This window comes from Roseobacter sp. HKCCD6576-2 (assembly GCF_013179285.1).
In the GTDB taxonomy this organism is placed as follows: domain Bacteria; phylum Pseudomonadota; class Alphaproteobacteria; order Rhodobacterales; family Rhodobacteraceae; genus Rhodophyticola; species Rhodophyticola oceani.
In genome coordinates, this window is the sequence record NZ_WVNW01000005.1 from 203,331 (window position 1) to 224,297 (window position 20,967).

Annotated in this window: 22 protein-coding genes, 1 tRNA gene and 1 pseudogene; 16 read left to right on the plus strand and 8 right to left on the minus strand. The window is 59.4% G+C overall.

What is annotated here, in order from left to right:
* Nucleotides 1-87 precede the first annotated feature (87 nt).
* Complete coding sequence (locus GTF44_RS17510; RefSeq protein WP_253261294.1) at nt 88-573, minus strand: molybdopterin-dependent oxidoreductase; 486 nt, start codon at nt 571-573, stop codon at nt 88-90.
* A 164-nt stretch (nt 574-737) separates the two neighbouring features.
* Between GTF44_RS17510 and GTF44_RS17515 the strand changes: the two genes are divergently transcribed.
* On the plus strand, nt 738-1,355 hold the full coding sequence (locus GTF44_RS17515) for a response regulator transcription factor (RefSeq protein ID WP_171561542.1): 618 nt from the start codon (nt 738-740) through the stop codon (nt 1,353-1,355).
* 949 nt (nt 1,356-2,304) lie between these two features.
* Here GTF44_RS17515 and GTF44_RS17520 read toward each other — a convergent pair.
* The 3 genes from GTF44_RS17520 to GTF44_RS17530 are packed head-to-tail and all read right to left on the minus strand — an operon-like array spanning nt 2,305 to nt 4,360.
* Nucleotides 2,305-3,102 carry a metal ABC transporter permease gene (locus GTF44_RS17520; RefSeq protein ID WP_171561440.1) on the minus strand — a complete coding sequence of 266 codons (798 nt, stop codon included), beginning with the start codon at nt 3,100-3,102 and terminating at the stop codon, nt 2,305-2,307.
* Entirely contained in the window at nt 3,102-3,845 is a 744-nt protein-coding gene (locus GTF44_RS17525) for a metal ABC transporter ATP-binding protein (RefSeq protein WP_171561442.1), read from the minus strand. The genes GTF44_RS17520 and GTF44_RS17525 overlap by 1 nt, the downstream gene beginning before the upstream one ends.
* On the minus strand, nt 3,842-4,360 hold the full coding sequence (locus tag GTF44_RS17530) for a transcriptional repressor (RefSeq protein WP_171561444.1): 519 nt from the start codon (nt 4,358-4,360) through the stop codon (nt 3,842-3,844). The genes GTF44_RS17525 and GTF44_RS17530 overlap by 4 nt, the downstream gene beginning before the upstream one ends.
* Before the next feature lie 56 nt (nt 4,361-4,416).
* On the opposite strand from GTF44_RS17530, the gene GTF44_RS17535 reads away from it, so the two are divergent.
* The 3 genes and pseudogenes from GTF44_RS17535 to GTF44_RS17545 form a co-directional block, all read left to right on the plus strand.
* Nucleotides 4,417-5,508, plus strand: coding sequence for a zinc ABC transporter substrate-binding protein (locus GTF44_RS17535; RefSeq protein WP_171561446.1), 1,092 nt, complete (start codon nt 4,417-4,419; stop codon nt 5,506-5,508).
* Between the two features lie 197 nt (nt 5,509-5,705).
* Nucleotides 5,706-6,503 (plus strand): nickel/cobalt transporter, encoded by a 798-nt coding sequence (locus GTF44_RS17540; protein ID WP_171567911.1) that lies wholly within the window; start codon nt 5,706-5,708, stop codon nt 6,501-6,503.
* 39 nt (nt 6,504-6,542) lie between these two features.
* A pseudogene (locus GTF44_RS17545) lies at nt 6,543-6,713 on the plus strand (GTP-binding protein); the annotation flags it as partial.
* Between the two features lie 441 nt (nt 6,714-7,154).
* Here GTF44_RS17545 and GTF44_RS17550 read toward each other — a convergent pair.
* From GTF44_RS17550 to GTF44_RS17565, 4 genes are all read right to left on the minus strand, one after another.
* Nucleotides 7,155-7,231, minus strand: a tRNA-Arg gene (locus tag GTF44_RS17550).
* 47 nt (nt 7,232-7,278) lie between these two features.
* Nucleotides 7,279-8,613, minus strand: a complete 1,335-nt coding sequence (locus GTF44_RS17555; protein WP_171561546.1) for a sensor histidine kinase — start codon at nt 8,611-8,613, stop codon at nt 7,279-7,281.
* Nucleotides 8,614-8,690: 77 nt separating this feature from the next.
* Nucleotides 8,691-10,103 (minus strand): NAD(P)/FAD-dependent oxidoreductase, encoded by a 1,413-nt coding sequence (locus GTF44_RS17560; protein WP_171561449.1) that lies wholly within the window; start codon nt 10,101-10,103, stop codon nt 8,691-8,693.
* A gap of 1 nt (nt 10,104) precedes the next feature.
* Nucleotides 10,105-10,836 carry a TVP38/TMEM64 family protein gene (locus GTF44_RS17565; RefSeq protein WP_171561451.1) on the minus strand — a complete coding sequence of 244 codons (732 nt, stop codon included), beginning with the start codon at nt 10,834-10,836 and terminating at the stop codon, nt 10,105-10,107.
* 289 nt (nt 10,837-11,125) lie between these two features.
* On the opposite strand from GTF44_RS17565, the gene rpmH reads away from it, so the two are divergent.
* The 12 genes from rpmH to GTF44_RS17625 all read left to right on the plus strand — a co-directional run bounded on the left by rpmH (nt 11,126) and on the right by GTF44_RS17625 (nt 20,931).
* Nucleotides 11,126-11,263, plus strand: a complete 138-nt coding sequence (rpmH, locus tag GTF44_RS17570) for a 50S ribosomal protein L34 (protein WP_025311815.1) — start codon at nt 11,126-11,128, stop codon at nt 11,261-11,263.
* Nucleotides 11,264-11,285: 22 nt separating this feature from the next.
* Nucleotides 11,286-11,678, plus strand: coding sequence for a ribonuclease P protein component (gene rnpA / locus GTF44_RS17575; RefSeq protein WP_171561453.1), 393 nt, complete (start codon nt 11,286-11,288; stop codon nt 11,676-11,678).
* Nucleotides 11,675-11,911: a membrane protein insertion efficiency factor YidD gene (gene yidD / locus GTF44_RS17580; protein ID WP_145215112.1), complete on the plus strand. Its 237-nt coding sequence runs from the start codon at nt 11,675-11,677 to the stop codon at nt 11,909-11,911. Before rnpA ends, yidD begins: the two co-directional genes overlap by 4 nt.
* Nucleotides 11,912-12,236: 325 nt before the next feature.
* Entirely contained in the window at nt 12,237-13,088 is an 852-nt protein-coding gene (gene ttcA, locus GTF44_RS17585; protein ID WP_171561454.1) for a tRNA 2-thiocytidine(32) synthetase TtcA, read from the plus strand.
* 92 nt (nt 13,089-13,180) lie between these two features.
* Nucleotides 13,181-14,734: a GGDEF domain-containing phosphodiesterase gene (locus GTF44_RS17590; protein WP_171561456.1), complete on the plus strand. Its 1,554-nt coding sequence runs from the start codon at nt 13,181-13,183 to the stop codon at nt 14,732-14,734.
* Between the two features lie 214 nt (nt 14,735-14,948).
* Nucleotides 14,949-16,781 carry a membrane protein insertase YidC gene (gene yidC / locus GTF44_RS17595; RefSeq protein WP_171561458.1) on the plus strand — a complete coding sequence of 611 codons (1,833 nt, stop codon included), beginning with the start codon at nt 14,949-14,951 and terminating at the stop codon, nt 16,779-16,781.
* The gene (locus tag GTF44_RS17600; RefSeq protein ID WP_171561460.1) at nt 16,778-17,518 is read left to right on the plus strand and encodes an MOSC domain-containing protein; all 741 of its coding nucleotides are present in this window, start codon (nt 16,778-16,780) and stop codon (nt 17,516-17,518) included. The genes yidC and GTF44_RS17600 overlap by 4 nt, the downstream gene beginning before the upstream one ends.
* Nucleotides 17,515-18,168 carry a ribosome biogenesis GTP-binding protein YihA/YsxC gene (yihA, locus tag GTF44_RS17605; RefSeq protein ID WP_171561462.1) on the plus strand — a complete coding sequence of 218 codons (654 nt, stop codon included), beginning with the start codon at nt 17,515-17,517 and terminating at the stop codon, nt 18,166-18,168. Before GTF44_RS17600 ends, yihA begins: the two co-directional genes overlap by 4 nt.
* 59 nt (nt 18,169-18,227) lie before the next feature.
* Nucleotides 18,228-19,088, plus strand: a complete 861-nt coding sequence (gene argB, locus GTF44_RS17610) for an acetylglutamate kinase (RefSeq protein ID WP_145215095.1) — start codon at nt 18,228-18,230, stop codon at nt 19,086-19,088.
* 39 nt (nt 19,089-19,127) lie between these two features.
* Nucleotides 19,128-19,778, plus strand: coding sequence for a ferredoxin (locus GTF44_RS17615; RefSeq protein ID WP_171561463.1), 651 nt, complete (start codon nt 19,128-19,130; stop codon nt 19,776-19,778).
* The gene (locus tag GTF44_RS17620; RefSeq protein ID WP_171561465.1) at nt 19,775-20,290 is read left to right on the plus strand and encodes a histidine phosphatase family protein; all 516 of its coding nucleotides are present in this window, start codon (nt 19,775-19,777) and stop codon (nt 20,288-20,290) included. The genes GTF44_RS17615 and GTF44_RS17620 overlap by 4 nt, the downstream gene beginning before the upstream one ends.
* A gap of 212 nt (nt 20,291-20,502) precedes the next feature.
* Nucleotides 20,503-20,931, plus strand: a complete 429-nt coding sequence (locus tag GTF44_RS17625) for a GNAT family N-acetyltransferase (protein WP_171561467.1) — start codon at nt 20,503-20,505, stop codon at nt 20,929-20,931.
* Nucleotides 20,932-20,967 lie beyond the last annotated feature (36 nt).

Consider the following 20,967-nt stretch of genomic DNA (forward strand, 5'->3'; position numbering starts at 1 on the left):
TGCAGTCAGAATGAGAAGCCGCCTCGGGGACATAATGCTCTGCTTCACTCCTTGCCTGTCAGCCTCAGACTAGCTGGCAAAGACCAATCAATCTACGGCTGATAACCGGTTGAGTTGCCAAATCGAGCGGGCATAGATCGTTTCGGTTTGGAATTCAGGATCGGCATCATAAGGGTACACAACCCAAAACGGCCCCTTGTCACGGACCGACATCGTCTCGCCATCCATCCGCGTTGCGACAATCGGGAACTCCTCGCCAATCTCATCAAGCGGCATTTCGACCGCATAATCATTCAGCGCAATCATCGAAAGCGAGGTGCCTTCGATCTCTGCCGCGGACAGGATTGCGCGCAGCGGCACACCGCTGAAAGCCACATCCTCGTCCGTCCAAATTGTTGAGGTCGTAAACTCGGCCTGCTCCATGGCATCGAGATCAGACAGAGCAAAGCTGGTTTCGGCACCATTAGTGCCCGTCACCGTCAGCACCCAAGCATCCTGCGCCATTGCGGTAGACGACTGAGCCAACAGCGCCACAGCCATCGCGGCTCCAAACATCGACGTTCGGCCAAGCATGAGAGATCCTTTCAGTTCCAAATCGATGGGCTGGTCATACACGCCAAATGTTGCGCGGTGGCAGGTATTGCGGATAGGGACCTATACCTTCGTATAGGTAATGCTGTTCATTGCCTTAAAAACCTTCCATAAAAGATCAGGTGGTTCGGCAATACAGGTGGCCAATGCCAAATATTTTAATCGCTGATGACCATGATTTGGTGCGCGAAACGATTGCTGCGTATCTTTCACAATCACCCGATTTTAAAGTGATAACGGTCGCAACTTTGCGGGATGCGCTGACAAGCCTGGGCGGGGAGTTGCCCATCGACTTGGCCATTTTGGATTATAATATGCCGGGAATGGATGGGCTGAGCGGTCTCGAAGCGGCGGTCACGCAATACCCGATCAGCAAAATCGCGCTGATGTCTGGTGTCGCAACGCCGGAGGTCGCGAAAGAAGCGATGAGCCTCGGGGCCCGAGGGTTCTTTCCGAAATCCCTTTCGGCCGAGTCAATGGTCAACGCGATCCGCTTTGTGCTGTCAGGCGAGCAGTATTTCCCCTTTGAGTTTGCGAAAGAGCAAGCCGAAACGAGCAACAAGGCCGACTATCGCGGCCTGACCCCTCGCGAAATGGAAACCTTACTGCAGCTCTGCGAAGGCAAATCGAACAAGGAAATCGCCCGGGAACTCGGATTGCAGGAGGTGACTGTAAAGTTACACGTCAAAAACATCCTGACCAAAATGAAAGTCAAAAACCGGACGCAAGCGGCACTGCTTGCACGCGAAGATGGTGTTGAATGACTTGACGAGATAGTCGCCGGAGGTACCCGGGCCTCAAATCATATCTGCTTTGTTGGCCAGACCGTCACAGTTAACCGCGCAAAAAGGGCCGATGGAAGGCAAGCATTGGTCCGTCAAAGGACCAAAGTCTCGACGCAAATCGAAACCCATGTGCTGCCGAACACGGTGTGGAGCGACACATAGCTCTTACATTTGGCAGCGTACAAAGCATGGTTTTTTGTGGCGATGTTTTGCTTGGCGAAGTGGATTATCTTTGCGACCCAAAACACTTACACTGAATGTCAGTTCGCCTAAGGCCGCCGTTAACGCAACGCACGGCAATACCCCGAGCCCAAATGAGACTTATGAGTTTGCCAAGAAGTCGTATCAGTTGCCAATCGCAAGGTCCCGGGAGCAGCCAACCGAGCGGTTAAGGACGGTTATTTCGCATGTGACCCGGGGCAACTACCGTTTGTAAAGGTTAACAAAGGTCGGTTGGTCGGCTGGCATCACCTTCTATGAGACCAGTATCATCATGTCTGAAAAGTGCAATGATGTGCTCGCATGGTTTTCTTGCAGGTCTCACAGATGAACAGATAGACCTTATGACTTCGCTACGCCAGACCCAATGCCCTAAGATCATTGTTCGCTGGAGACGGCTGACAAGGTATAAAGTATTGAGGCTTAGTCGCCAACTATGCGCCCTGTATGGGCATCGCAGCACTGGTGCTCGCTTCATCGATGAGTAAAGCTCAGGCCCAATCTCTCGAATCTGCTTGGGATAACGATAGCGAGAGGGTCCGTCTGTTGCTCACCTCTCGACTATTCGACACTTTCGACGACCCCCAACCTGCAGGACTTCTGGCGTGAAATGGCGCGTCTGCGCGCGAACCGACCAGAATGTGAGCAGCAGATTTCTCGGCTGCTCGCCGCATTGAGCCGATATGCTTCGTGCGAGTGACTGCGCCGCCTACGCCCCGCTCCGGTTGCGCCAGCTTATCGCGCTCAACCCCGCGAACAAAACCGCCGCCACGCAGACGATGGAGGGGCCTGCTGGCGTGTCGAACAGATAGGCCGCGCGCAGACCGGCAACCGCCGAAATCCCGCCAATGGCCGCCGCGATCAGGGCCATCGCTTCCGGCGTGCGGGCAAGAGACCGCGCAGCGGCGGCGGGGATAATCAGCATGGCGGCGATCAGAAGCACGCCAACCACCTTGATCGCGACGGCGACGGTGATCGCCAGGGCGAGCGTCAGGATCAACTGCTCCCGCTTGGGGTCTATGCCACTGGCATAAGCCAGCTCTGCGTTCAGCGTCGATGTCAGAAGTGGGGACCACCGCCAAGCGATGAGAGCCACGACCAAAGCCGCGCCGCCCCAGATCACGAGAAGATCGCTGCGCGAGACAGCCAAGATATCACCGAACAGATAGGCCATCAGATCAATCCGGATGCCTGAGAGGAACGAAACCGCAACCAGCCCGAAAGCAAGCGCAGAATGGGCGAGCACCCCCAACAATGTGTCCATTGCATAGCCGCGCCCGGCGAGGAGCGTGACCGTCAGAGCCATGATGAGCGCAACCACAACGGCGCCGAGAAAAATCGACATCTGAAGCGCGAGCGATAGGGCAACGCCCAAGATTGCCGCATGCGCCGTGGCATCCCCGAAATAGGCCATACGCCGCCAAACCACGAAACAACCAAGAGGCGCCGCCGCGAAAGCGACACCAACCCCGGCGAGGGTGGCACGGGTCATAAAATCGTCGAACATTATTCAGCGGCCTCGTGGCTATGCGGATGGTCGTGATCGTGACCATGGTCGTGATCGTGGCGGTAGAGCGCCAGGGCACCACCCGTGCCCGTGCCAAAGAGGGCCCGGTATTCCGGCGCGGAGGCCACGATTGCGGGCGTTCCCTCGCAACATACATGACCGTTCAGACAGATCACCCGGTCCGACGCGCTCATCACGACGTGAAGCTCATGACTGATCATCAGCACTGCGCAGCCGGTGTCGCGGCGGACCTCTTCGATCTGTCGGTAGAACGCAGCTGAGCCGGGCTGGTCGAGCCCCTGCGTCGCCTCATCCAGCAGCAGGATGTCGGGCCGATTGATCAAGGCCTGGGCCAGCAGCACCCGTTGGAACTGCCCCCCCGACACTTGCGACATCTGCCGCTTCAGAAGATCTGGCACGCCTGCCGCCTCAAGTGCTGACGCGCAGTCTTGACGCGTCACGCGCCCGGTCAGGCGCATGAAGCGTTCGACGGTGATCGGAAGGGTCGCATCGATATGCAGGCGCTGCGGCACATAACCGATCCGCAGGCCTTGCTGCAGCTTGACCTCTCCCGCTGCGGGCTCGATGGCCCCGATGATGGCCTTCAGCATGCTGGTCTTGCCCGAACCATTCGGACCGACAATGGTCACGATCTCGCCCGGCTCGACGCTCAAAGACACGTCGTGCAGCACCGTGTTCGCGCCATAGCGGACGCTGAGGTTGTCGACAGTTATGAGGCTCATGCGTCGGCCTTTTCCGCACAGGACGGGCAAACCCCTTCGGCCTCCACGACGGTGCGCTCAATCTGAAAGCCCGTAGCGCGCGCAGCGGCCCCAAGCGCGCCTTTCGCGGGCGCCGATTGAGCCTCGGCCACCGCATCGCACATGCGGCAGATCATGAACGCAGGCGAGTGCGATCGGCCCGGATGGGCGCAAGCAACGAATGCGTTGAGGCGCTCGACCTTATGAACAAACCCGTTCTCGACTAGAAAATCGAGCGCACGATAGGCAACCGGGGGCTGCGACCCAAAGCCGGCCTCGCGAAGAAGATCCAAGATCGCGTAGGCCCCAAGCGCCCGGTGTTCTTGCAGCAAGAGTTCCAACACCTTTCGCCGGACCGGGGTCAGGCGCAGCCCCTCAGCCGCGCATCTTGCCTCGGCCGATGCGAGGGCGTCCGCCATGCAGGCGCCGTGATCATGATGCTGGAACCCGAGCGGGGTCGTGTCTTCCGCGTCTTGGGTCTGCGCGTCTCTTGTCATGTTATTCCATATCAGATATGTGGCTCGCAACGTTATAAAATCACATGAGGGTTCTTATGTCCAGAAAGCTTCTTTCCCTATCAGCCACGGCCGCATTGATGGGTGGCACGGCGATGGCCGATGTGCCGAACGTGGCGGTTGATATCGCGCCGGTCCATTCGCTGGTGGCGCGTGTCATGGACGGGGTCGGAACGCCGAACCTGATTGTGCAGCCGGGTGCCTCGCCCCATGAATACAGCCTGCGCCCCTCGGAGGCTGCGGCTTTGCAAGAGGCGGACCTCGTGTTCTGGCTGGGTGAGGACTTGACGCCTTGGATGGACGATGCGGTTGAGACGCTGGCCGAGGATGCCGCCGTCACGACTCTGTTGGACGCCGAAGGAACGATCCTGCTTGATTTCCGCGAAGGCGCGCTTTTTGAGGCGCATAGCCACGACCATGGTGATGGAGGTCATGACGCGCACGCAGAGGACGCGCATGATCATGACCATGAAGAACATGCCCATGATGACGAACACGCTCATGATGAGCATGCCCATGACGACGCGCATGATCACGCGCATGACGACCACGACCATGGGGAACATGATCATGACGACCATGCCGGCCATGACCACGGGCATGAAGGCCACGACCATGGCGAACACGATCCTCATGCCTGGCTGTCCCCGGAAAACGCCAGCACGTGGCTGAACCTGATCGCGGGTCAATTGTCCGCCGCTGATCCGGACAATGCCGGCACCTATTTTGCCAACGCCGCAGCGGCGCGCGAAGATATGGAGGCGCTCTCGGCTGAGATCGCTGCCACGCTCGACCCGGTTCGCGGCGGCAGCTTCATCGTTTTCCACGACGCGTACCAGTATTTTGAGATGGATTTCGATTTCCCCGCTTCAGGTGCGATTTCGCTGAGCGACGCCTCTGACCCAAGCCCGGCTCGGATTGCCGAGATCCAGGGTCGCATTCAGGAAGAGGGGATCGATTGCGTTCTTGCCGAACCGCAATTCAATCCTGGGATTGTCGAGGTTGTTCTGGATGGAACGGACGCCAATACCGGCGTGATTGATCCGCTTGGCGCAGAGCTTGAACCAGGATCGGATCTCTACCCGCAGCTTCTCCGCAATATGGCAACGACCTTGGCGGAGTGCCTGTGACACCAAAAACCGGATCGGCCGGAGCGTCAGCTCCAACCGTTCCGCCTCCCATGACCGGACCGCGTCGGCGGAGCGGTCTTTGGGCGATTATGTGGCTTGGCCTCCTGCTATGTGCCGCCATCGCTCTGTGGCACCTCGTGCCGTGGAGCCAACTCCAAATCTGGGCGGCCCAGGAACAACGCGGCTTTCAGACCGCAATGGCTGGCGCCATGCGAGCCATCCATGGCGGTGACCCGTTTGCCATCTGGACGCTCTGCGTCGCAACGGCGGCGTATGGGTTCGTGCATGCCGTTGGGCCCGGGCACGGCAAAGTGCTCTTGGGCGGCGCGGCGCTTGCATCGGGGGCAACCCTTCGACGGATGGCCATCCTAACCCTCAGCGCCAGCCTGGCCCAATCTGCCTTTGCCATTATCCTTGTGGGAGGGATTGGGTTTGCTTTGGGATGGGCAACGCAGGATCTGGTTGGACTGACCGAGGCGTGGCTCGCGCCAGCCAGCGCCTTTGCTGTTTCAGCTCTTGGTCTTGTTCTGGTGATCCGGGGCGTTCGGGGGTGGCCGAACCATCGGGCTGTCGCCAACCCGGACGGCCATGATCACACCAATGCGGGATCGGAATGCGGGTGCGGTCATTCGCATGGGCCAAGCGTTGCCGAACTCCAGAGCCTTGGGTCACTGCGCGAGGCGCTGGCTCTTGTCGCGTCCATCGCGTTGCGGCCCTGCACCGGTGCCTTGTTCGTGCTGGTGATTGCGCTTGGCATGGAGGTGTTCTGGGTCGGATGCGTGGCCGTTCTGGCGATGGGGCTAGGGACCGCGGCTTTCAACTTGATGGTTGCGGGATCGGGCGTGGCCGCGCGCAAGTTGGTGGATGTTCAAGCGACTGGACAACAGCTTCAGCAGATATCCGCCGGGCTGCATGTCGCCAGTGGAGCCATCATCGCGCTGATCAGCTTCAGCCTGGCAATAACCTATCTGGACAGTCCGGTTTCTTTTCCATAGAAATGATATGTTATTACATAAATGGGCGAGACCCTTTCCATGGCCCCCTCTGATCTCAGGCAAGACGACGTAAAGGATCGGCGCACGCCGGTAACTGTGCTGACCGGCTTTCTCGGTGCCGGCAAAACAACCCTGTTGAATGTCATCCTCGCCAAGACATCCGAGGAGCGCATCGCCGTCATTTTTAACGAGTTTGGAGAGGCCGGGCTTGCTTAGAAAGGGCGCTTACTGCGCAGTCGCAGCGAATGTCTGCTTTGCCGCCAACCCGACAAAATCTCTTGAAGCAATTTGGAACGCCACCAGCAGGCTTACGGGATTTGAACAAGCCAAACGCCCTTCGCCGTCAGGGTGGAGGCGCGGCCTCCCCCCTCGGACAAGAAAAATAGACAAGGCCGTGTCCTCGGCTCACGCCTGCGGGCCGCACCACCCTTGTCGATTTGTCCTGTCTCGCCCCCCTCCGCGTTCGCCACGTGGCAGATTTGCAGGAGCAGGCGGCTTCGCCGTCTGACCTCCAAATCGCCCCCGATTTTCCGGTTTGGAAACGGGATCAAACACAACAAGCGGGCTTAGGAATGAGCAACGGAGAGCGTCTCAATAGGAAAGAGTTTGGCGCAATAGGAAGAACTATGTGTCGCACAACAACAGATATAGTGGCGCGCTGGGGAGGATTCGAACCCCCGACCCCTTGATTCGTAGTCAAGTACTCTATCCAGCTGAGCTACCAGCGCGTGAGAGCGGGGTTTACCCCCCCTCCTCGGTCAGCGCAAGGGCCAAATCAAGCTGCGATGTTGCCGGGCAGGTGGATACAAAAGACGGTGCCCTCGGGGCCGGTCTCATCCAGTTCCAAACGCCCGCCATGGCCACGGATCAACTCCGCTGCGATCGCTAGGCCGAGCCCTGTGCCGCCCTTCCGCGTACCACCCTGAAACGGCTGGAACAGATGATCGAGCGCTTTTTTGGGCAAACCCGGCCCTGTATCACGGACCTTGACCCACCAGCCATCGCCATTCTCTCCTGCGCTGACGCTGATTTCTCCTGGTTGCTCGGTCGCGATAATCGCCTGACGGGCGTTCCGCACCAGATTGCCCAAAACCCTGTAGAGCTGCTCGGGATCGGCACGCGCCATGATCCCGGCCGGGATATCGGTCGTGAGGGTCACCGCGTCTTCGCCGACGATCAGGCGCTCACTTTCTACCAGATCACCGATCAGATCATGCAGATCGACTCGTGCCAACGCAGGGGGCGGCTCTTCTGCCCGCCCAAAGGCAAGTGTGCCCTCGCAAAGGTTCACCGCCCGGCCAAGCGAAGCCACTAGTTTTGGCGTGGTGCGCTTGACGGTCGGATCATCAATAGTTTCAAGGCGGTCGGCCATCAGCGTCGCAACCGTCAGGATATTCCGAAGATCATGGCTGATCTTTGCGACGGCTTCGCCCAATTGCGCCAGGCGCTCGCGCTGTCGCAATGCGCCTGTCAATTGGGTCTGCAACGACTGCAGCGCCGTTTCCGCATCACGCAATTCAGTCACGCCAGCCTCAGGCTCGATAATCCGACGCGCATCCTCGGGCGCTTCGGCATAAGACATCATGTGACTGACCACGCGCTTGATCGGGGTCACCAGAAAACGGCGCACCGCCAAAAACAGCAGCGCCGCCGTGACGACAGAGATCAGGGCCGAGAGCCAAAGAATACGAATCCCATAGTCAATCAACGCCGCACGCAACGGCGCGGTATACATTGTCACCTCGATCAGCAGACCGGCCTCGCGCACCGGCTCTCCAATCACCCGGATCGTCTGGTTTTCTGGTGTCGTCAGCCGCATCATCGCATCGCGGATCAGCTGCCAGGCGGGCGCATCGCGCAGGTCGAAACTGTAGGAGACGGGTGGGATGTTCTGCGTGGCCAAGATCAACTGCCGCACCTCGTCGCGCCGCAGGACCACGTTCAGAACCTCCGCATTCTCCAGAAGCTCATATTCCAACTCGTCGTCGATCATTCCATCCGTCGCCAGAAGCGCGAGGGAGGCGATCTGGGCCCGTTCCAGCCGGTTCAGGAGGTAGTCTTCGCGGAACCGGGCGACAGACGGCACAAAGATCAGGATCTCGGCAATCATCACGAAGATCACCGTCAGGATCAAAAATCTGCCAGAAAGCGAATTCACGTCGCGCGTCTTCCCTCAGCTTGGCGGCTCTAAAACCGCTGGACCAGCCGCACCACCCGTTTGACCCAGGCGTTTTCAAACAGCTTGGGGGAAAAATAGACCCCCGCGGCGCGTTTGTTAATCTCCCCAAGCGTCGGATAGGGCGCGACCATTCCGGCAACAGCGCTCATTTTCAAGCCGTTGGCAATGGCCAAGGCCCAGATTTGAATGAGTTCGCCGGCTTGAGCGCCGACAATCGTGGCACCGATGGGTTTGCCTTTGACCACCATGACCTTCACAAAACCCGTGGTCTGTCCGGTGGCAATCGCGCGATCATTTTCATGATAAGGGAAACGGGCGACCTCCAGCTTGTCGCCATGGGCCTCGCGCGCCTGCGCCTCCGTCAGCCCGACCTGGGCAAGCTCCGGGTCAGTATAGGTGGCCCACGGGATGTGATCGGTCCGGGCCTTTGCGGGCAGGCCGAAAAGCATTGATCGCACGATCACCCCGGCATGATACCCCGCCACATGCGTGAATTGCAGCCCGCCTGCGGCATCGCCCACGGCATAGACGCGTTTGTTGCTGGTCGAGCGGAGCCCGGCATCCACGGTCACGCCCCGACGGGTGTGATCGACATTGCCCGCCTCGAGGTCCATTTGGTCAACATTGACCTGACGCCCCACGGCGACCAGCAGATGGGAGCCCTCAAAGCTGCGACCGTCCTCGGTTGTCACGGTCACCGCGCCATCACGACCGGTGACCTCTGAGACTTGCGCCCCCTCGACAATGTCTATTCCTTCGGCTGTGAGTTTCTCCAGCACAATCGCGGCCGCCTCGGGGTCGTCCTTGCCGAGCGCCTTCATGCCTTCCAGCACAGTCACTTTGCTTCCAAGCCGCAGATGGGCTTGCGCCATTTCCATGCCAATCGGACCGCCGCCGATAATGATCAAATGATCGGGGCGGTCGCGCAGATCGAAAATCGTCTCATTGGTGAAATGCGGCACGGTCTCCAGGCCGGGGATCGGCGGCACGAATGGTCGCGACCCGGTGGCAATGACGAACCGGCGGGCTTCGATGATATGATCTCCGGCTTGCACCTCGGTCTCTGAGATAAAGCGGCCGAACTCGCGGATCACATGAACGCCGAACCCCTCGAACCGTTCCTGGCTGTCGACTGGGGCAATCGTCTCGATCACGCTCTGCACATGGTCTTTAGCCGCCGCGAAGTCCGCGTCTGGCGCGTGACCCGCCACGCCGAAGGCCGCGACGGAGGTCTCATGTGCTTTGTGCCCGGCGGCCAGCAACGCCTTTGACGGCACGCAGCCATAGTTCAGGCAGTCGCCACCCATTTTATGGCCTTCCAGGAGCACGACTTTAGCCCCCATTTGTGACGCGCCCGCAGCAACGGACAGGCCTCCGGACCCCGCGCCGATGACGCAGATATCTGTCTTGATGCGCGTCATGTCAGAGACCTTTCTTGCCGCGAATAGCTTTCAGGAGGATCGGCAGAGCTGCCAAGGCGCAAAGGCCAAGAATCGGGCCAAGGATCGCCGGTTCAAAGATAATGGAAAGGTTCGGCGTCTCACCCATGGCGAAGACCTCGCCCAAACCCGCCCCAACCCAGGTATAAACGACAGAGCCGGGCATGATCCCGAAGAAGGTGGTGAACACATAGCGGTTCAGCCGAACCCCCACCAATGCGGGCAGGAGATTGGCGACGAAGAATGGCACCACCGGCACGAGACGGATCAGAAACAGCATCGACAGCTCGTTTTCCGCGATCCCGTCTTTGATGCGTTTCGTCAGTCCGCTTGACGCATCCATCCGCGCCGCAAGCCGATCACCCAGCCCCCATTTTGCCGCCAGAAAGATTGCCGTCGCACCCAGTGTCGCGGCAATGATGACAAAGAGCGCGCCCGGGAAGAGACCAAAGAGAAAGCCACCGGTTAAGGTCGCAATCGCCGCGCCGGGGAGGGAAAAGGCGACGATCAGCACATAGATCGCGACGAAAGCCGTCACCATGGCGACGTAGTTGGCGTCGCGGAATGCCAATAGCGCCTCGCGATTGTCGCGCAGCGTCTCAAACGACAAGAGATCGCCCAGCAGGAACCAGCCCAGCGCCGCCCCTGCCGCAATGAGGATTAGGGGCAGGAACCGGGAAACGCGGGATTTGGGGTCTGTCATGGTGTCGGACATCTCGAAACTACCTGAATGGCGTGATTTGCCCAGAACATGCCCTCGTTCGGGGGCCAGACATAGGCCCCTCACGCTGCCTTGATAGGACGTGACAGAAAGCGGGGGTTTATGTCAGAAATTCCCACCATTCTGACATATCTGACCCGGTGATGTTTCAGTTCTGTCGATTCCGCCTCGGCATTTGTTGACACGGGCGCGCCAAGACCGTATTGCCCGGGTTCTCAAGGATTCCCTCGCCGTTTGACGCCTCCATCCGGGATGCCGTCCGGCCAGATTACGGAGCAAAACAATGTCGAAACGTACGTTTCAGCCGTCCAACCTGGTCCGCAAGCGGCGCCACGGTTTCCGCGCGCGCATGGCCACCAAAGCAGGCCGTAAGATTCTGAACGCCCGCCGCGCCCGCGGCCGGAAGTCGCTCAGCGCCTGATTTGCCTCGAAAGGCCGGTGGTATGACACCGAACGCGCCTCCGCCGACGGCCCCGTCGACGGGGGCTTTTTTGCTTGAGACTCTGACCAAGCGACCCGATTTCCTGCGCGCCGCGCGGGCCGCCCGTGCACCAGCGCCAGGATTTCTGCTGCAAGCTCGCAAACGCGCCGCCACCGAAGAGGTCACGCCCGAAGTGATCCGCGTCGGGTTCACCTGTTCCAAGAAAGTTGGCAATGCCGTCGCCCGCAATCGCGCCAAACGGCGACTGCGCGAGATTGCCCGCGCGGTTCTGCCTCTGGAAGGGCAACCGGGCTGGGACTATGTTCTGATTGGCCGGGCAGGTGCCACCGCTGAGCTGCCCTTTGCGCAGCTCAAAGCGGACCTATCCCGGGCCTTAAAGAAAGTGCATCGATGACCCTTTTGGCCCAACTGTTCGCGTTGCCTGTGCGCGCCTACCGGCTGATCTTCAGCCCATGGGTTGGGTTTAACTGTCGCTATCATCCGACTTGCTCGGCCTATGCCCTGGAAGCTTTGGAAAAACACGGGGGCCTGAAGGGAAGCTGGCTGGCGCTCCGACGGATCGGTCGCTGTCACCCTTGGGGCTCGTCAGGTATCGACAACGTCCCGGATAGGGACCCGCCCAAATAGAACGACCCGCCGAGACCGCAGTTTGCGCCGCAAGCCAGTCAGCGTTTCAGCACATGATCCGGTCCAACCCCGTTCAGCAACCCACGCGTATTGCCCATTTGATCAGCGGGGATGCCAACAACGGTCGGTCCGACACCTGCATTGGAACGATCACCAAAAGCCCCGTTAGCGAGGCAGGTCTATTGGGGAACCTGCTCTTTGAGCGATCAAACCCTCGGCGGCTCAAAATAAACTATGGCATCGCTGAATAATCTCCCTATGGGTTCAACTGCTATCAGAATGACCTATGGTTGCAAGAACCCAAAACCACTGCCGAAAGCCCGCAATGCTGGACACCGCCGACGACATCCATCCGCTCTTTCATGGCGCCCCCAAAACCGCCGAATTCAAAAAGCTGCGCAAGCGGCTCGTCCGCGAAACCCGCGAAGCGATTGAGCGATACGGCATGATTGAGCGCGGCAGCCGCTGGCTGGTGTGCCTGTCCGGCGGCAAAGACAGCTACACGCTTCTGGCGGTGCTGGTTGAGTTGCAATGGCGCGGTCTCCTGCCGGTGGAGTTGCTGGCCTGCAATCTCGATCAGGGCCAACCGGGTTTCCCGGCCACCGTCTTGCCGGAATTCCTCGGCCGGATGGGGGTGCCGCATCGCGTCGAATATCAAGACACCTATTCCATTGTCATGGATAAGGTCCCGCAAGGGCGCACCTATTGCGCACTTTGCTCACGGCTGCGCCGCGGCAACCTCTATCGCATCGCCCGTGAGGAAGGGTGTTCTGCCGTGGTTTTGGGCCATCACCGCGATGACATTCTGGAGACATTCTTTCTGAACCTGTTTCATGGCGGAAAACTTGCCACGATGCCGCCAAAGCTGCTGAATGATGACGGTGACGTTTTTGTTTATCGCCCGCTCGCGCATGTGGCTGAGGCCGATTGCGACGCCTTCGCGCGGGCGATGGCGTATCCGATTATCCCCTGCGACCTTTGCGGTAGCCAAGATGGCCTGCAACGTCAGGCGATCAAGCAAATGCTGGATACATGGGAGGCGAAGGCGCCCGGGCGACGGCAAAAGATGTTCTCGGCCCTTATGTCAGCGCGCCCCTCGCATCTGCTCGACGCGGAACTCTTTGACTTTGCGGGGCTCTCAAGATCGTTCGCATTTGAACCAAAACCGGGGGACTGAGATCGCAGCGTTAAGAGCCTGTCAGGCAGTTTGCCTTAGCGAGGAAGGTGAGATCCGACACAGCCGTCGGATGGAATTCCGAAGGGATCGCCATGCCGAGACTTGGGTTGTTGCGCAGTTCCGATTTGATCAACGGCATTCGCGCGGGACTGTCTCGCGTGGAAATCCTCGCGCTCTATCCGATACTTGCACTCGCGGCGGTCTGGTTTGGCAACTGGGATCTCCTACTTGTCACGGCTTTCCTACTTCCCACGCTACTCGCTCTGCAGGCTTTCGGCCAAGCGGAGCACGGGCCTAAAGACCCGCTTTTGCAACAATCAGTAGATGGGCCAACTGGTTTTCCAAGGCGGCCCGCTCTAACGGCAATGATTGATCGCACTGTGACGTTTGCCCCCGGCAATACGACCGTTGCCATCGCAATCGGAATCGATAAATCGGGTCCCGTGGCCGAGCGGTGGAACCGCCAATTGGGAGATGAAATCCTAAGCTGTGCGGCCACTCGGCTGAGGGAGGCATTGGGCGAAGGCGGCGTGATTGCGCGGATCGGAGAGACCGAATTCGGCATCGTATTGCACCCAAGCCATAGTGCCCAAGTTGATAGCGTTCTGCCTCTTATCCATAGGCTACGGAACGTGCTTCAGAAGCCAATCTTAGTTGGCGGCTCAACCGCCCATGTCTCGGCCTCTTTTGGCCACTGCACGCTCGACATGTCTCCTGCACGCACCGGCGACTCTATGTTAAGCGCTGCAGAGATGGCCTTGGGTGATGCACGTGGCCATGGGGCATCGGCCATACGCGGCTTTTGCCCAGAGCTTGGTCAGGAACGCAAAAGGCAGGCTGATCTGGTCGACCAGGTCGAAGCCGCTCTCACCAACGGCGAGATCAAAGCTTGGTATCAACCGCAAATCTGCACCGACACCGGCCTCATCAGCGGCTTCGAAGCCTTGGCGCGATGGCATCACCCCGAAGATGGCGTCTTGGCCCCAGGGGAGTTCCTTGGGGCAGTCGCGGAAGCCGGGCAGATGAGCAGACTCGGCAAAGTCATGCTCTACAATGCACTCTCGGCGCTCAAAAGCTGGGATAGGGCGAGACTCGACATCGCGACGGTCGCGGTGAATTTCTCAACGGAAGAACTGCGCGACCCACTCTTTGCGGATTGGATCAAATGGGAAGTTGATCGGTTCGATCTCCGCCCGAATAGATTGACGGTCGAGATATTGGAAACGGTCGCCGCGCAATCGGAAGATGACATCATCATCCGCAACATCGAATTGCTTTCGCGGCACGGGGTTAATCTTGACCTGGACGACTTTGGCACGGGCCAAGCCTCCATCGCGAATATCCGGCGCTTCCATGTGAACCGGATCAAGATGGATCGTTCATTTGTCACCAAGCTCGACGAAGACCCGACACAGTACGCCATGGTCTCGGCCATCTTGTCCCTCGCGGAGCATTTGGGCCTGGATACCTTGGCCGAAGGGGTTGAGACAGCTGGCGAACATAGCACACTGGCTCAGCTTGGCTGTGGCTATGTTCAAGGATTTGGTATCGCGCGCCCGATGCCGTTCGAAGACACGATTGCGTGGGTCCACGCTTACAACCAGAAGCTTGGCGCCCCCACATGTATTCGTCGTCAAGCCGGATGATCGCAGCCCGTCGGATGTCAACAGTTTTCTGACGTCAATCGGCTGATATGCAGCATTGGCCGGGCCGCCACGCGTCATCGGTGTGATGGCAACGGGGGGCCGCGCCGATGCAAAACTGAGCACGACGCCTTTGGTCACGGGGGAAAAGCCCTTGACCTTTCCACCCCCAATCTGTTGAACCTCCGTGACTTCAACCAAGGGATGGTCTGCAACGATGGATGATCAGAATAGAAACCTGATCCTTGCGACAGCGCTAAGCTTTCTGGTCATTCTTGTCTGGTTCTTGCTGTTCCCTCCGCCTGATCCGACGGTTACAGACACCACTGATACACCTGCGGTGACCGTGCTGGATGAAAACGGTACCGAAATGGCTCTGACGCCGCCGGTGGCAGATGCGGGTGATGCACCGCAACTGGCGACCGATGCGGAGACGCGCGCCACCATCCTCGCCGAGGCTGAGCGGATCACGATCGAAACACCCGCGGTTTCCGGGTCCATCTCGCTCGTCGGCGGACGGATCGATGATCTTTCTCTGAATAACTACTTCGAGACTCTTGAAGAGGACAGCCCAACCGTCACGCTCCTGTCTCCCGTTGGCGAGTCCGAGGCGTATTATGCCCTCTATGGCTGGGCCCCCGCAGGCGATTTGGCGTTTGAAGATGTGCCCGGCGCGAACACCGAATGGCAAATCGAAAGTGGCGAGACGCTCACACCAGAGACACCCGTCACCTTGGTCTGGGACAATGGCAATGGCCTGATCTTCCGCCGTAGCATCGCGATCGACGAAGATTTCATGTTCCAGGTCACGCAATCGGTTGAAAACACGACCGATGCCTCCGCCCGCATGGCGCCCTACGGCATCGTTGCGCGCCACGGGCTGCCCTCAGATTTGCAAAACTTCTTCATCTTGCATGAAGGCGTCGTTCGCAAATCGGACGGCACATTAGACGAACTTGCCTATGACGACCTCCCCGATCTGGACTTCATCCAGCGTGAAGGCACCCCGGCGGAAGTGGTCGATGTCGCGGAAAACGGCTGGATCGGCTTCACCGATAAATACTGGATGACCACGCTGATCCCTGGTGAAGCGCAGCCGTTCACCTCGGTCACGCGCTATGTCCAGTCCAGCGACATCTATCAGACCGAAGCTCGCCTACCGACAATGACCGTCGCGCCCGGTGAAACCGCTGAGATCAGTACCCAGCTTTTTGCTGGCGCCAAGGAATGGGAGACCATCCGCAACTACCAGAACGAAGGCGGCATCGCGCGCTTCCTCGACTCGATCGACTGGGGCTGGTTCTATTTCCTGACCAAGCCAATCTTCTGGCTGCTGCATAATCTCAATGCACTGATCGGCAATATGGGCGTCGCGATCATCGCTCTGACGCTGATTATCAAGGCGCTGCTCTTGCCGCTGGCGTTCAAATCATATGTCTCGATGGCGAAGATGAAAGAACTTCAGCCTGAGATGGAGAAGCTGAAGGAACGCGCAGGCGATGACCGCCAGAAGCTCCAACAGGGCATGATGGAGCTCTACAAGACGAACAAGGTCAATCCGGCCTCCGGCTGCCTGCCGATCCTGCTGCAAATCCCGATCTTCTTCTCGCTCTACAAAGTGATCTTCGTCACCCTAGAGCTTCGGCACGCGCCCTTCTTCGGGTGGCTCACCGACCTGTCGATGCCCGACCCGTCATCGATCTACAACTTCTATGGGCTTCTGCCTTGGGCCGCACCCGAACCCGGCACGATCATGGCGTTGCTCTTCATCGGTATCCTACCGCTCTTGCTCGGCATTTCGATGTGGTTGCAGCAAAAGCTGAACCCAGCACCCACAGACCCGACGCAGGCGATGATCTTCGCCTATCTGCCTTGGGTCTTTATGTTCATGTTGGGCAGTTTTGCATCCGGCCTATTGGTCTACTGGATTGCGAACAACACGATCACCTTTGTGCAGCAATACACGATCATGCGGAGCCAAGGCTTCAAACCGGACGTGTTCGGCAACATCCGCTCAGGCTTCCAGCGCAAGAAATCTGACGAGAAATGACCGTCACACTCGCCCATATCTGGCGCCATCCGATCAAGGGGATCGGAGCCGAGGCGCTCGATCGGATTACTTTGAGCCCGGACCGCCCGCTGCCGTTGGATCGAGCCTGGGCGGTGCTGGAGGATGGTGGCGACGCATCTGATGGCTGGCGGTCTTGCCGCAACTTCCTACGTGGGGCGAAAGGGCCGGGCTTGATGGCGATCACGGCGCGGGTCGACGGCGATGTAATCCATCTCAGCCACCCGGACCAACCAGACCTGACCGTCACCCCGGCGGGCGACCCCGCGACACTTTTCGACTGGCTCCGCCCGATCTATCCAGAGAACCGCGCCGCGCCAGCGGCCCTGGTCAAATCGCCAGAGCAAGGGATGAGCGATGCGCCCTTTGCATCTGTCTCGGTGCTCAACCTGTCGTCGCTCCGGGCACTGTCGCAAAAAATCGGCATGCAGCTCGACCCGCGCCGGTTTCGCGGCAACTTCTGGCTGGACGGGTTGGCACCTTGGGAGGAGTTCGACCTCGTCGGCAAAACGCTCCGCATAGGCGATGCAGAATTGGAAGTCGTCGAGCCCATCGGGCGGTGCCGCGCGACAGAAGCGAACCCAGAAACCGGGCGGCGCGATGCAAATACGTTGGGCGCGCTGCAAAACGGTTGGGGACACACGAATTTCGGCGTCTATGCTCGGGTTTCAAAGGGTGGCGAGATCACCGAAGATATGCCCGTTGATGTGCTCTCATGAGCGCCCTCCCCTTCCCATTGGCCGAAGCACCTGACGCGATCACGCGGGAGCGGGGCCGGAAGCTCTTCGCGACGGGCGGCGATTTCCTAAAAGGGGTCGTCGCGATGGATGGGATGCCGCCCGCCGATCGCATAGAGGTCTGCTTTGCCGGTCGTTCAAATGTTGGAAAATCAACGCTCATCAACGCGTTGACCGGTCGAAAAGCTCTGGCCCGGGCCTCCAACACGCCCGGTCGAACGCAAGAAATCAATTTCTTCACCCTCGCCGAGAGCCATTATCTCGTGGACCTGCCCGGCTACGGTTTTGCGAATGCGCCGGTGGCGGTTGTCGAGAAATGGCAACGCCTGCTCAAAGCCTATCTTGCGGGCCGGGCAAGCCTCCGCCGGGCATTTGTCTTGATCGACACGCGCCATGGGGTGAAACCCGTGGATGAAGAGATCATGACGCTTCTCGACAAGGCCGCGGTGACATTTCAAGTGGTGATGACCAAAGCTGATAAGGTGAAAGACAAGGATCGTGAGAAGATCCTGACACAGGTGCGCAATGCCTTGTCAAAACACCCCGCCGCCTTCCCCGAACTGGTTCTGACCTCTTCGGAAAAGGGGGATGGGATCGAAACGCTCCGCAGCATCATCGCGACGCTCGACTGAGCCGGTCTTGGCAGCCTCGGCCCCTTGCCGTAACAAGACGCGACCATGAGGCCGAAGCGATGAAGAAACAAACCATGAGCCGCGATTACCTTGCCACCGCCCGCACGCTTTCCGAAGCGCTGCCTTTCCTACAGCGCTATGATGATGCGACCGTGGTGATCAAATTCGGCGGTCACGCCATGGGCGATGACACTGCGATGGCCAGTTTCGCCCGCGATATCGTACTTTTGCAACAAGTCGGGGTGAACCCGGTGATCGTTCATGGCGGCGGCCCGATGATCAACGAGATGCTGAGCAAGCTTGGTGTTGTCTCGGAGTTTGTCGACGGCAAACGAGTGAGCGATACGGCGACCGTTGAAGTCGTCGAAATGGTGCTTTCGGGCACCGTCAATAAACGCATCGTGCAAGCGATCAACGCCCAAGGCGGGCGGGCCGTCGGGCTAAGCGGCAAAGATGCGAATTTGATGATCTGTGATCCGGCTGACCCGAAACTGGGCTTTGTCGGCGAACCGGCAGAGATGACGCCGGACGTGCTGCTGAACCTTTTCAAAGACAACATGATCCCGGTTGTCGCCCCTCTTGGCGCTGGCCGGAATGGGGAGACCTTCAACGTCAATGGCGACACAGCCGCGGGCGCGATTGCTGCGGCTCTGAAGGCGGATCGCCTGTTGCTTCTGACCGATGTCGCGGGTGTGAAGAACGCCGATGGCGAGGTGGTGACCGAGTTGAGTGTCTCGGATGTCGAAGCGATGACCAAGGACGGCACCATTGCGGGCGGCATGATCCCCAAAACCGAAACTGCTCTGCATGCCGTCAGAAACGGCGTGCGCGCCTGTGTGATCGTTGATGGTCGGGTTTCGAACGCGGTGTTGTTGGAGCTGTTCACCGAACATGGCGCGGGCAGCATCATCCGCGCCTGACACCTTGCGTGTCGTGGCCCGGCCCGACAGGGTGTGTAGATGGATTACGAGAGCCTGACCCGCGCGGTTCACGACCTGCATCTTGATGTCTTCGGGGCATTTCACCCCACGCCAGAGGATGCGGCACCGAAAGGAACAGAAACGCTCGTCCTGCTTGGCCCGCGGGAGCCGGGCTTTTGGGCCCATGTCACCACTGAGCCAGAGTTCACAGACGGAAAACCTGACCCGATGGACCGCTGGTCCCGCCGGGTGATTGGGCGTCTCGCGTGCGACCTGGGCGCAAAGGCGCAGTTTCCGTTTGGTGGCCCACCCTTTGCGCCCTTTATCCGATGGGCTGCGCGCACAGGTCGCGCCTGGCCCAGCCCTGTGACGATCCTGGTGCATGATGTGGCCGGGCTTATGGTCTCCTATCGCGGCGCGCTCGCGCTGAAAGAGCGGATCGACTTGCCGCGACTGCCCATTGAACGCCCCTGTGAGAGTTGCAGCAAACCATGCCTGACCGCCTGTCCAGTGAGCGCCCTGACACCGGAAGGCTATGACACAGCGGCCTGTCATGGGTATCTGGACACAGAGGCAGGTGCAGATTGCCTGATGCAGGGCTGCGCCGTCCGCCGCGCCTGCCCGCTGAGCCAATCCTATGGCCGCCTGCCCGCGCAATCGGCCTTTCACATGCGGAGTTTTCACCCATGAGCCTGACCCTTGTTCTGATCCGCCACGCGAAATCCGACTGGGACAATCCGCTCTTGGATGACCATGACCGGCCCTTGAATGATCGCGGGCGGCACGCGGCCCCGCGGATCGGCGCATGGCTGCGCGACACGGGCATCAACCCAGAGCAGGTGATCTGCTCCACCGCGCGGCGCACACAAGAGACCTGGAGCGGGATTGCCAGCCAGTTGCCCGATCCAGTCACGGCGTCCTATTCCAACGCGATTTACCATGCCGATCCCGCGACGATCCTCACAAAAATCCAACAAGCTGACACCAGTCCTCTTGCGATCATCGGGCATAACCCCGGTATTGGCAGTATCGCCTATGCGCTATGCGCCAAACCGCCGACCCATCCGAAATTCGGGTTTTACCCCACGGGGGCCAGCCTGATCCTGCGGTTCGACGTGGAAAACTGGGCGCAGATCGAGCCGGGTATGGGCGAGGTCATCGCCTTTACGGTACCCCGCGATTTGAAGCCGGAACCAAGCTGATTGCGGTCGGCGCGCCTGTCCCCTAATCTGGTCATCGTCTGAAACGGAGATTTGATGTCCCGCCTTTGATCGGTCGCAGCTTGCGCCCCTGCACAATCTGAGAACGCAAACGCCGCCCGCAATGTGGGATCGGCCGCTTTGAAGATGTGCTTTTCCAAGACTCAAGTAACTGCCGCTCCTCCGGGAGGGGCACATCAAAGGAGATCTGACAGATGATCAGACCTTATTCGCCTGCCGATAAGCAGGCCGTCATGTCAATCTGGCGTGACACAAGCGCGGTTGCGCATCCATTTCTAAGCTCAGAGTTCATGAGTGAGGCCGAAAACCTGATCCGGGACACGTTGTTGGACATGGCCGAGATTTGGGTGGCTGAGCAAGATGGCACGCCGGTTGGGTTCGTCGCCCTAATTGGCCATGAAGTCGGCGGGTTGTTTTTACGGCCCGAACATCATGGCCATGGCATCGGCCAGGCTCTGATGGATCGGGCCGTGCAACGCAAAGGCGGGTTGGAGTTGGACGTGTTTCGCGAAAACACGAAGGCACGCCAGTTCTATACCCGTTATGGCCTCACCGAGGGAGCCGAACGGTTCGATGATGCCTCGGGGCAATATGTTCTGCGGATGACATACACACCCGCCTAAAACGAAGCCCCCCGGAAGCGGTTCCGGGGGGCTTGC

What these genes read in the sequence shown, in the direction of transcription:
- yidC (WP_171561458.1), top strand. Translation starts at nt 14,949, where the DNA reads ATGGATGATCAGAATAGAAACCTGATCCTTGCGACAGCGCTAAGCTTT.
- rnpA (WP_171561453.1), top strand. Translation starts at nt 11,286, where the DNA reads ATGACACCGAACGCGCCTCCGCCGACGGCCCCGTCGACGGGGGCTTTT.
- GTF44_RS17530 (WP_171561444.1), bottom strand. Translation starts at nt 4,360, where the DNA reads ATGACAAGAGACGCGCAGACCCAAGACGCGGAAGACACGACCCCGCTC.
- GTF44_RS17615 (WP_171561463.1), top strand. Translation starts at nt 19,128, where the DNA reads ATGGATTACGAGAGCCTGACCCGCGCGGTTCACGACCTGCATCTTGAT.
- GTF44_RS17555 (WP_171561546.1), bottom strand. Translation starts at nt 8,613, where the DNA reads ATGATTGCCGAGATCCTGATCTTTGTGCCGTCTGTCGCCCGGTTCCGC.
- GTF44_RS17620 (WP_171561465.1), top strand. Translation starts at nt 19,775, where the DNA reads ATGAGCCTGACCCTTGTTCTGATCCGCCACGCGAAATCCGACTGGGAC.
- rpmH (WP_025311815.1), top strand. Translation starts at nt 11,126, where the DNA reads ATGTCGAAACGTACGTTTCAGCCGTCCAACCTGGTCCGCAAGCGGCGC.
- yidD (WP_145215112.1), top strand. Translation starts at nt 11,675, where the DNA reads ATGACCCTTTTGGCCCAACTGTTCGCGTTGCCTGTGCGCGCCTACCGG.
- GTF44_RS17590 (WP_171561456.1), top strand. Translation starts at nt 13,181, where the DNA reads ATGCCGAGACTTGGGTTGTTGCGCAGTTCCGATTTGATCAACGGCATT.
- GTF44_RS17565 (WP_171561451.1), bottom strand. Translation starts at nt 10,836, where the DNA reads ATGTCCGACACCATGACAGACCCCAAATCCCGCGTTTCCCGGTTCCTG.
- GTF44_RS17520 (WP_171561440.1), bottom strand. Translation starts at nt 3,102, where the DNA reads ATGTTCGACGATTTTATGACCCGTGCCACCCTCGCCGGGGTTGGTGTC.
- GTF44_RS17525 (WP_171561442.1), bottom strand. Translation starts at nt 3,845, where the DNA reads ATGAGCCTCATAACTGTCGACAACCTCAGCGTCCGCTATGGCGCGAAC.
- argB (WP_145215095.1), top strand. Translation starts at nt 18,228, where the DNA reads ATGAAGAAACAAACCATGAGCCGCGATTACCTTGCCACCGCCCGCACG.
- GTF44_RS17515 (WP_171561542.1), top strand. Translation starts at nt 738, where the DNA reads ATGCCAAATATTTTAATCGCTGATGACCATGATTTGGTGCGCGAAACG.
- GTF44_RS17540 (WP_171567911.1), top strand. Translation starts at nt 5,706, where the DNA reads ATGGCTGGCGCCATGCGAGCCATCCATGGCGGTGACCCGTTTGCCATC.
- ttcA (WP_171561454.1), top strand. Translation starts at nt 12,237, where the DNA reads ATGCTGGACACCGCCGACGACATCCATCCGCTCTTTCATGGCGCCCCC.
- GTF44_RS17510 (WP_253261294.1), bottom strand. Translation starts at nt 573, where the DNA reads ATGCTTGGCCGAACGTCGATGTTTGGAGCCGCGATGGCTGTGGCGCTG.
- GTF44_RS17625 (WP_171561467.1), top strand. Translation starts at nt 20,503, where the DNA reads ATGATCAGACCTTATTCGCCTGCCGATAAGCAGGCCGTCATGTCAATC.
- GTF44_RS17600 (WP_171561460.1), top strand. Translation starts at nt 16,778, where the DNA reads ATGACCGTCACACTCGCCCATATCTGGCGCCATCCGATCAAGGGGATC.
- GTF44_RS17535 (WP_171561446.1), top strand. Translation starts at nt 4,417, where the DNA reads ATGTCCAGAAAGCTTCTTTCCCTATCAGCCACGGCCGCATTGATGGGT.
- GTF44_RS17560 (WP_171561449.1), bottom strand. Translation starts at nt 10,103, where the DNA reads ATGACGCGCATCAAGACAGATATCTGCGTCATCGGCGCGGGGTCCGGA.
- yihA (WP_171561462.1), top strand. Translation starts at nt 17,515, where the DNA reads ATGAGCGCCCTCCCCTTCCCATTGGCCGAAGCACCTGACGCGATCACG.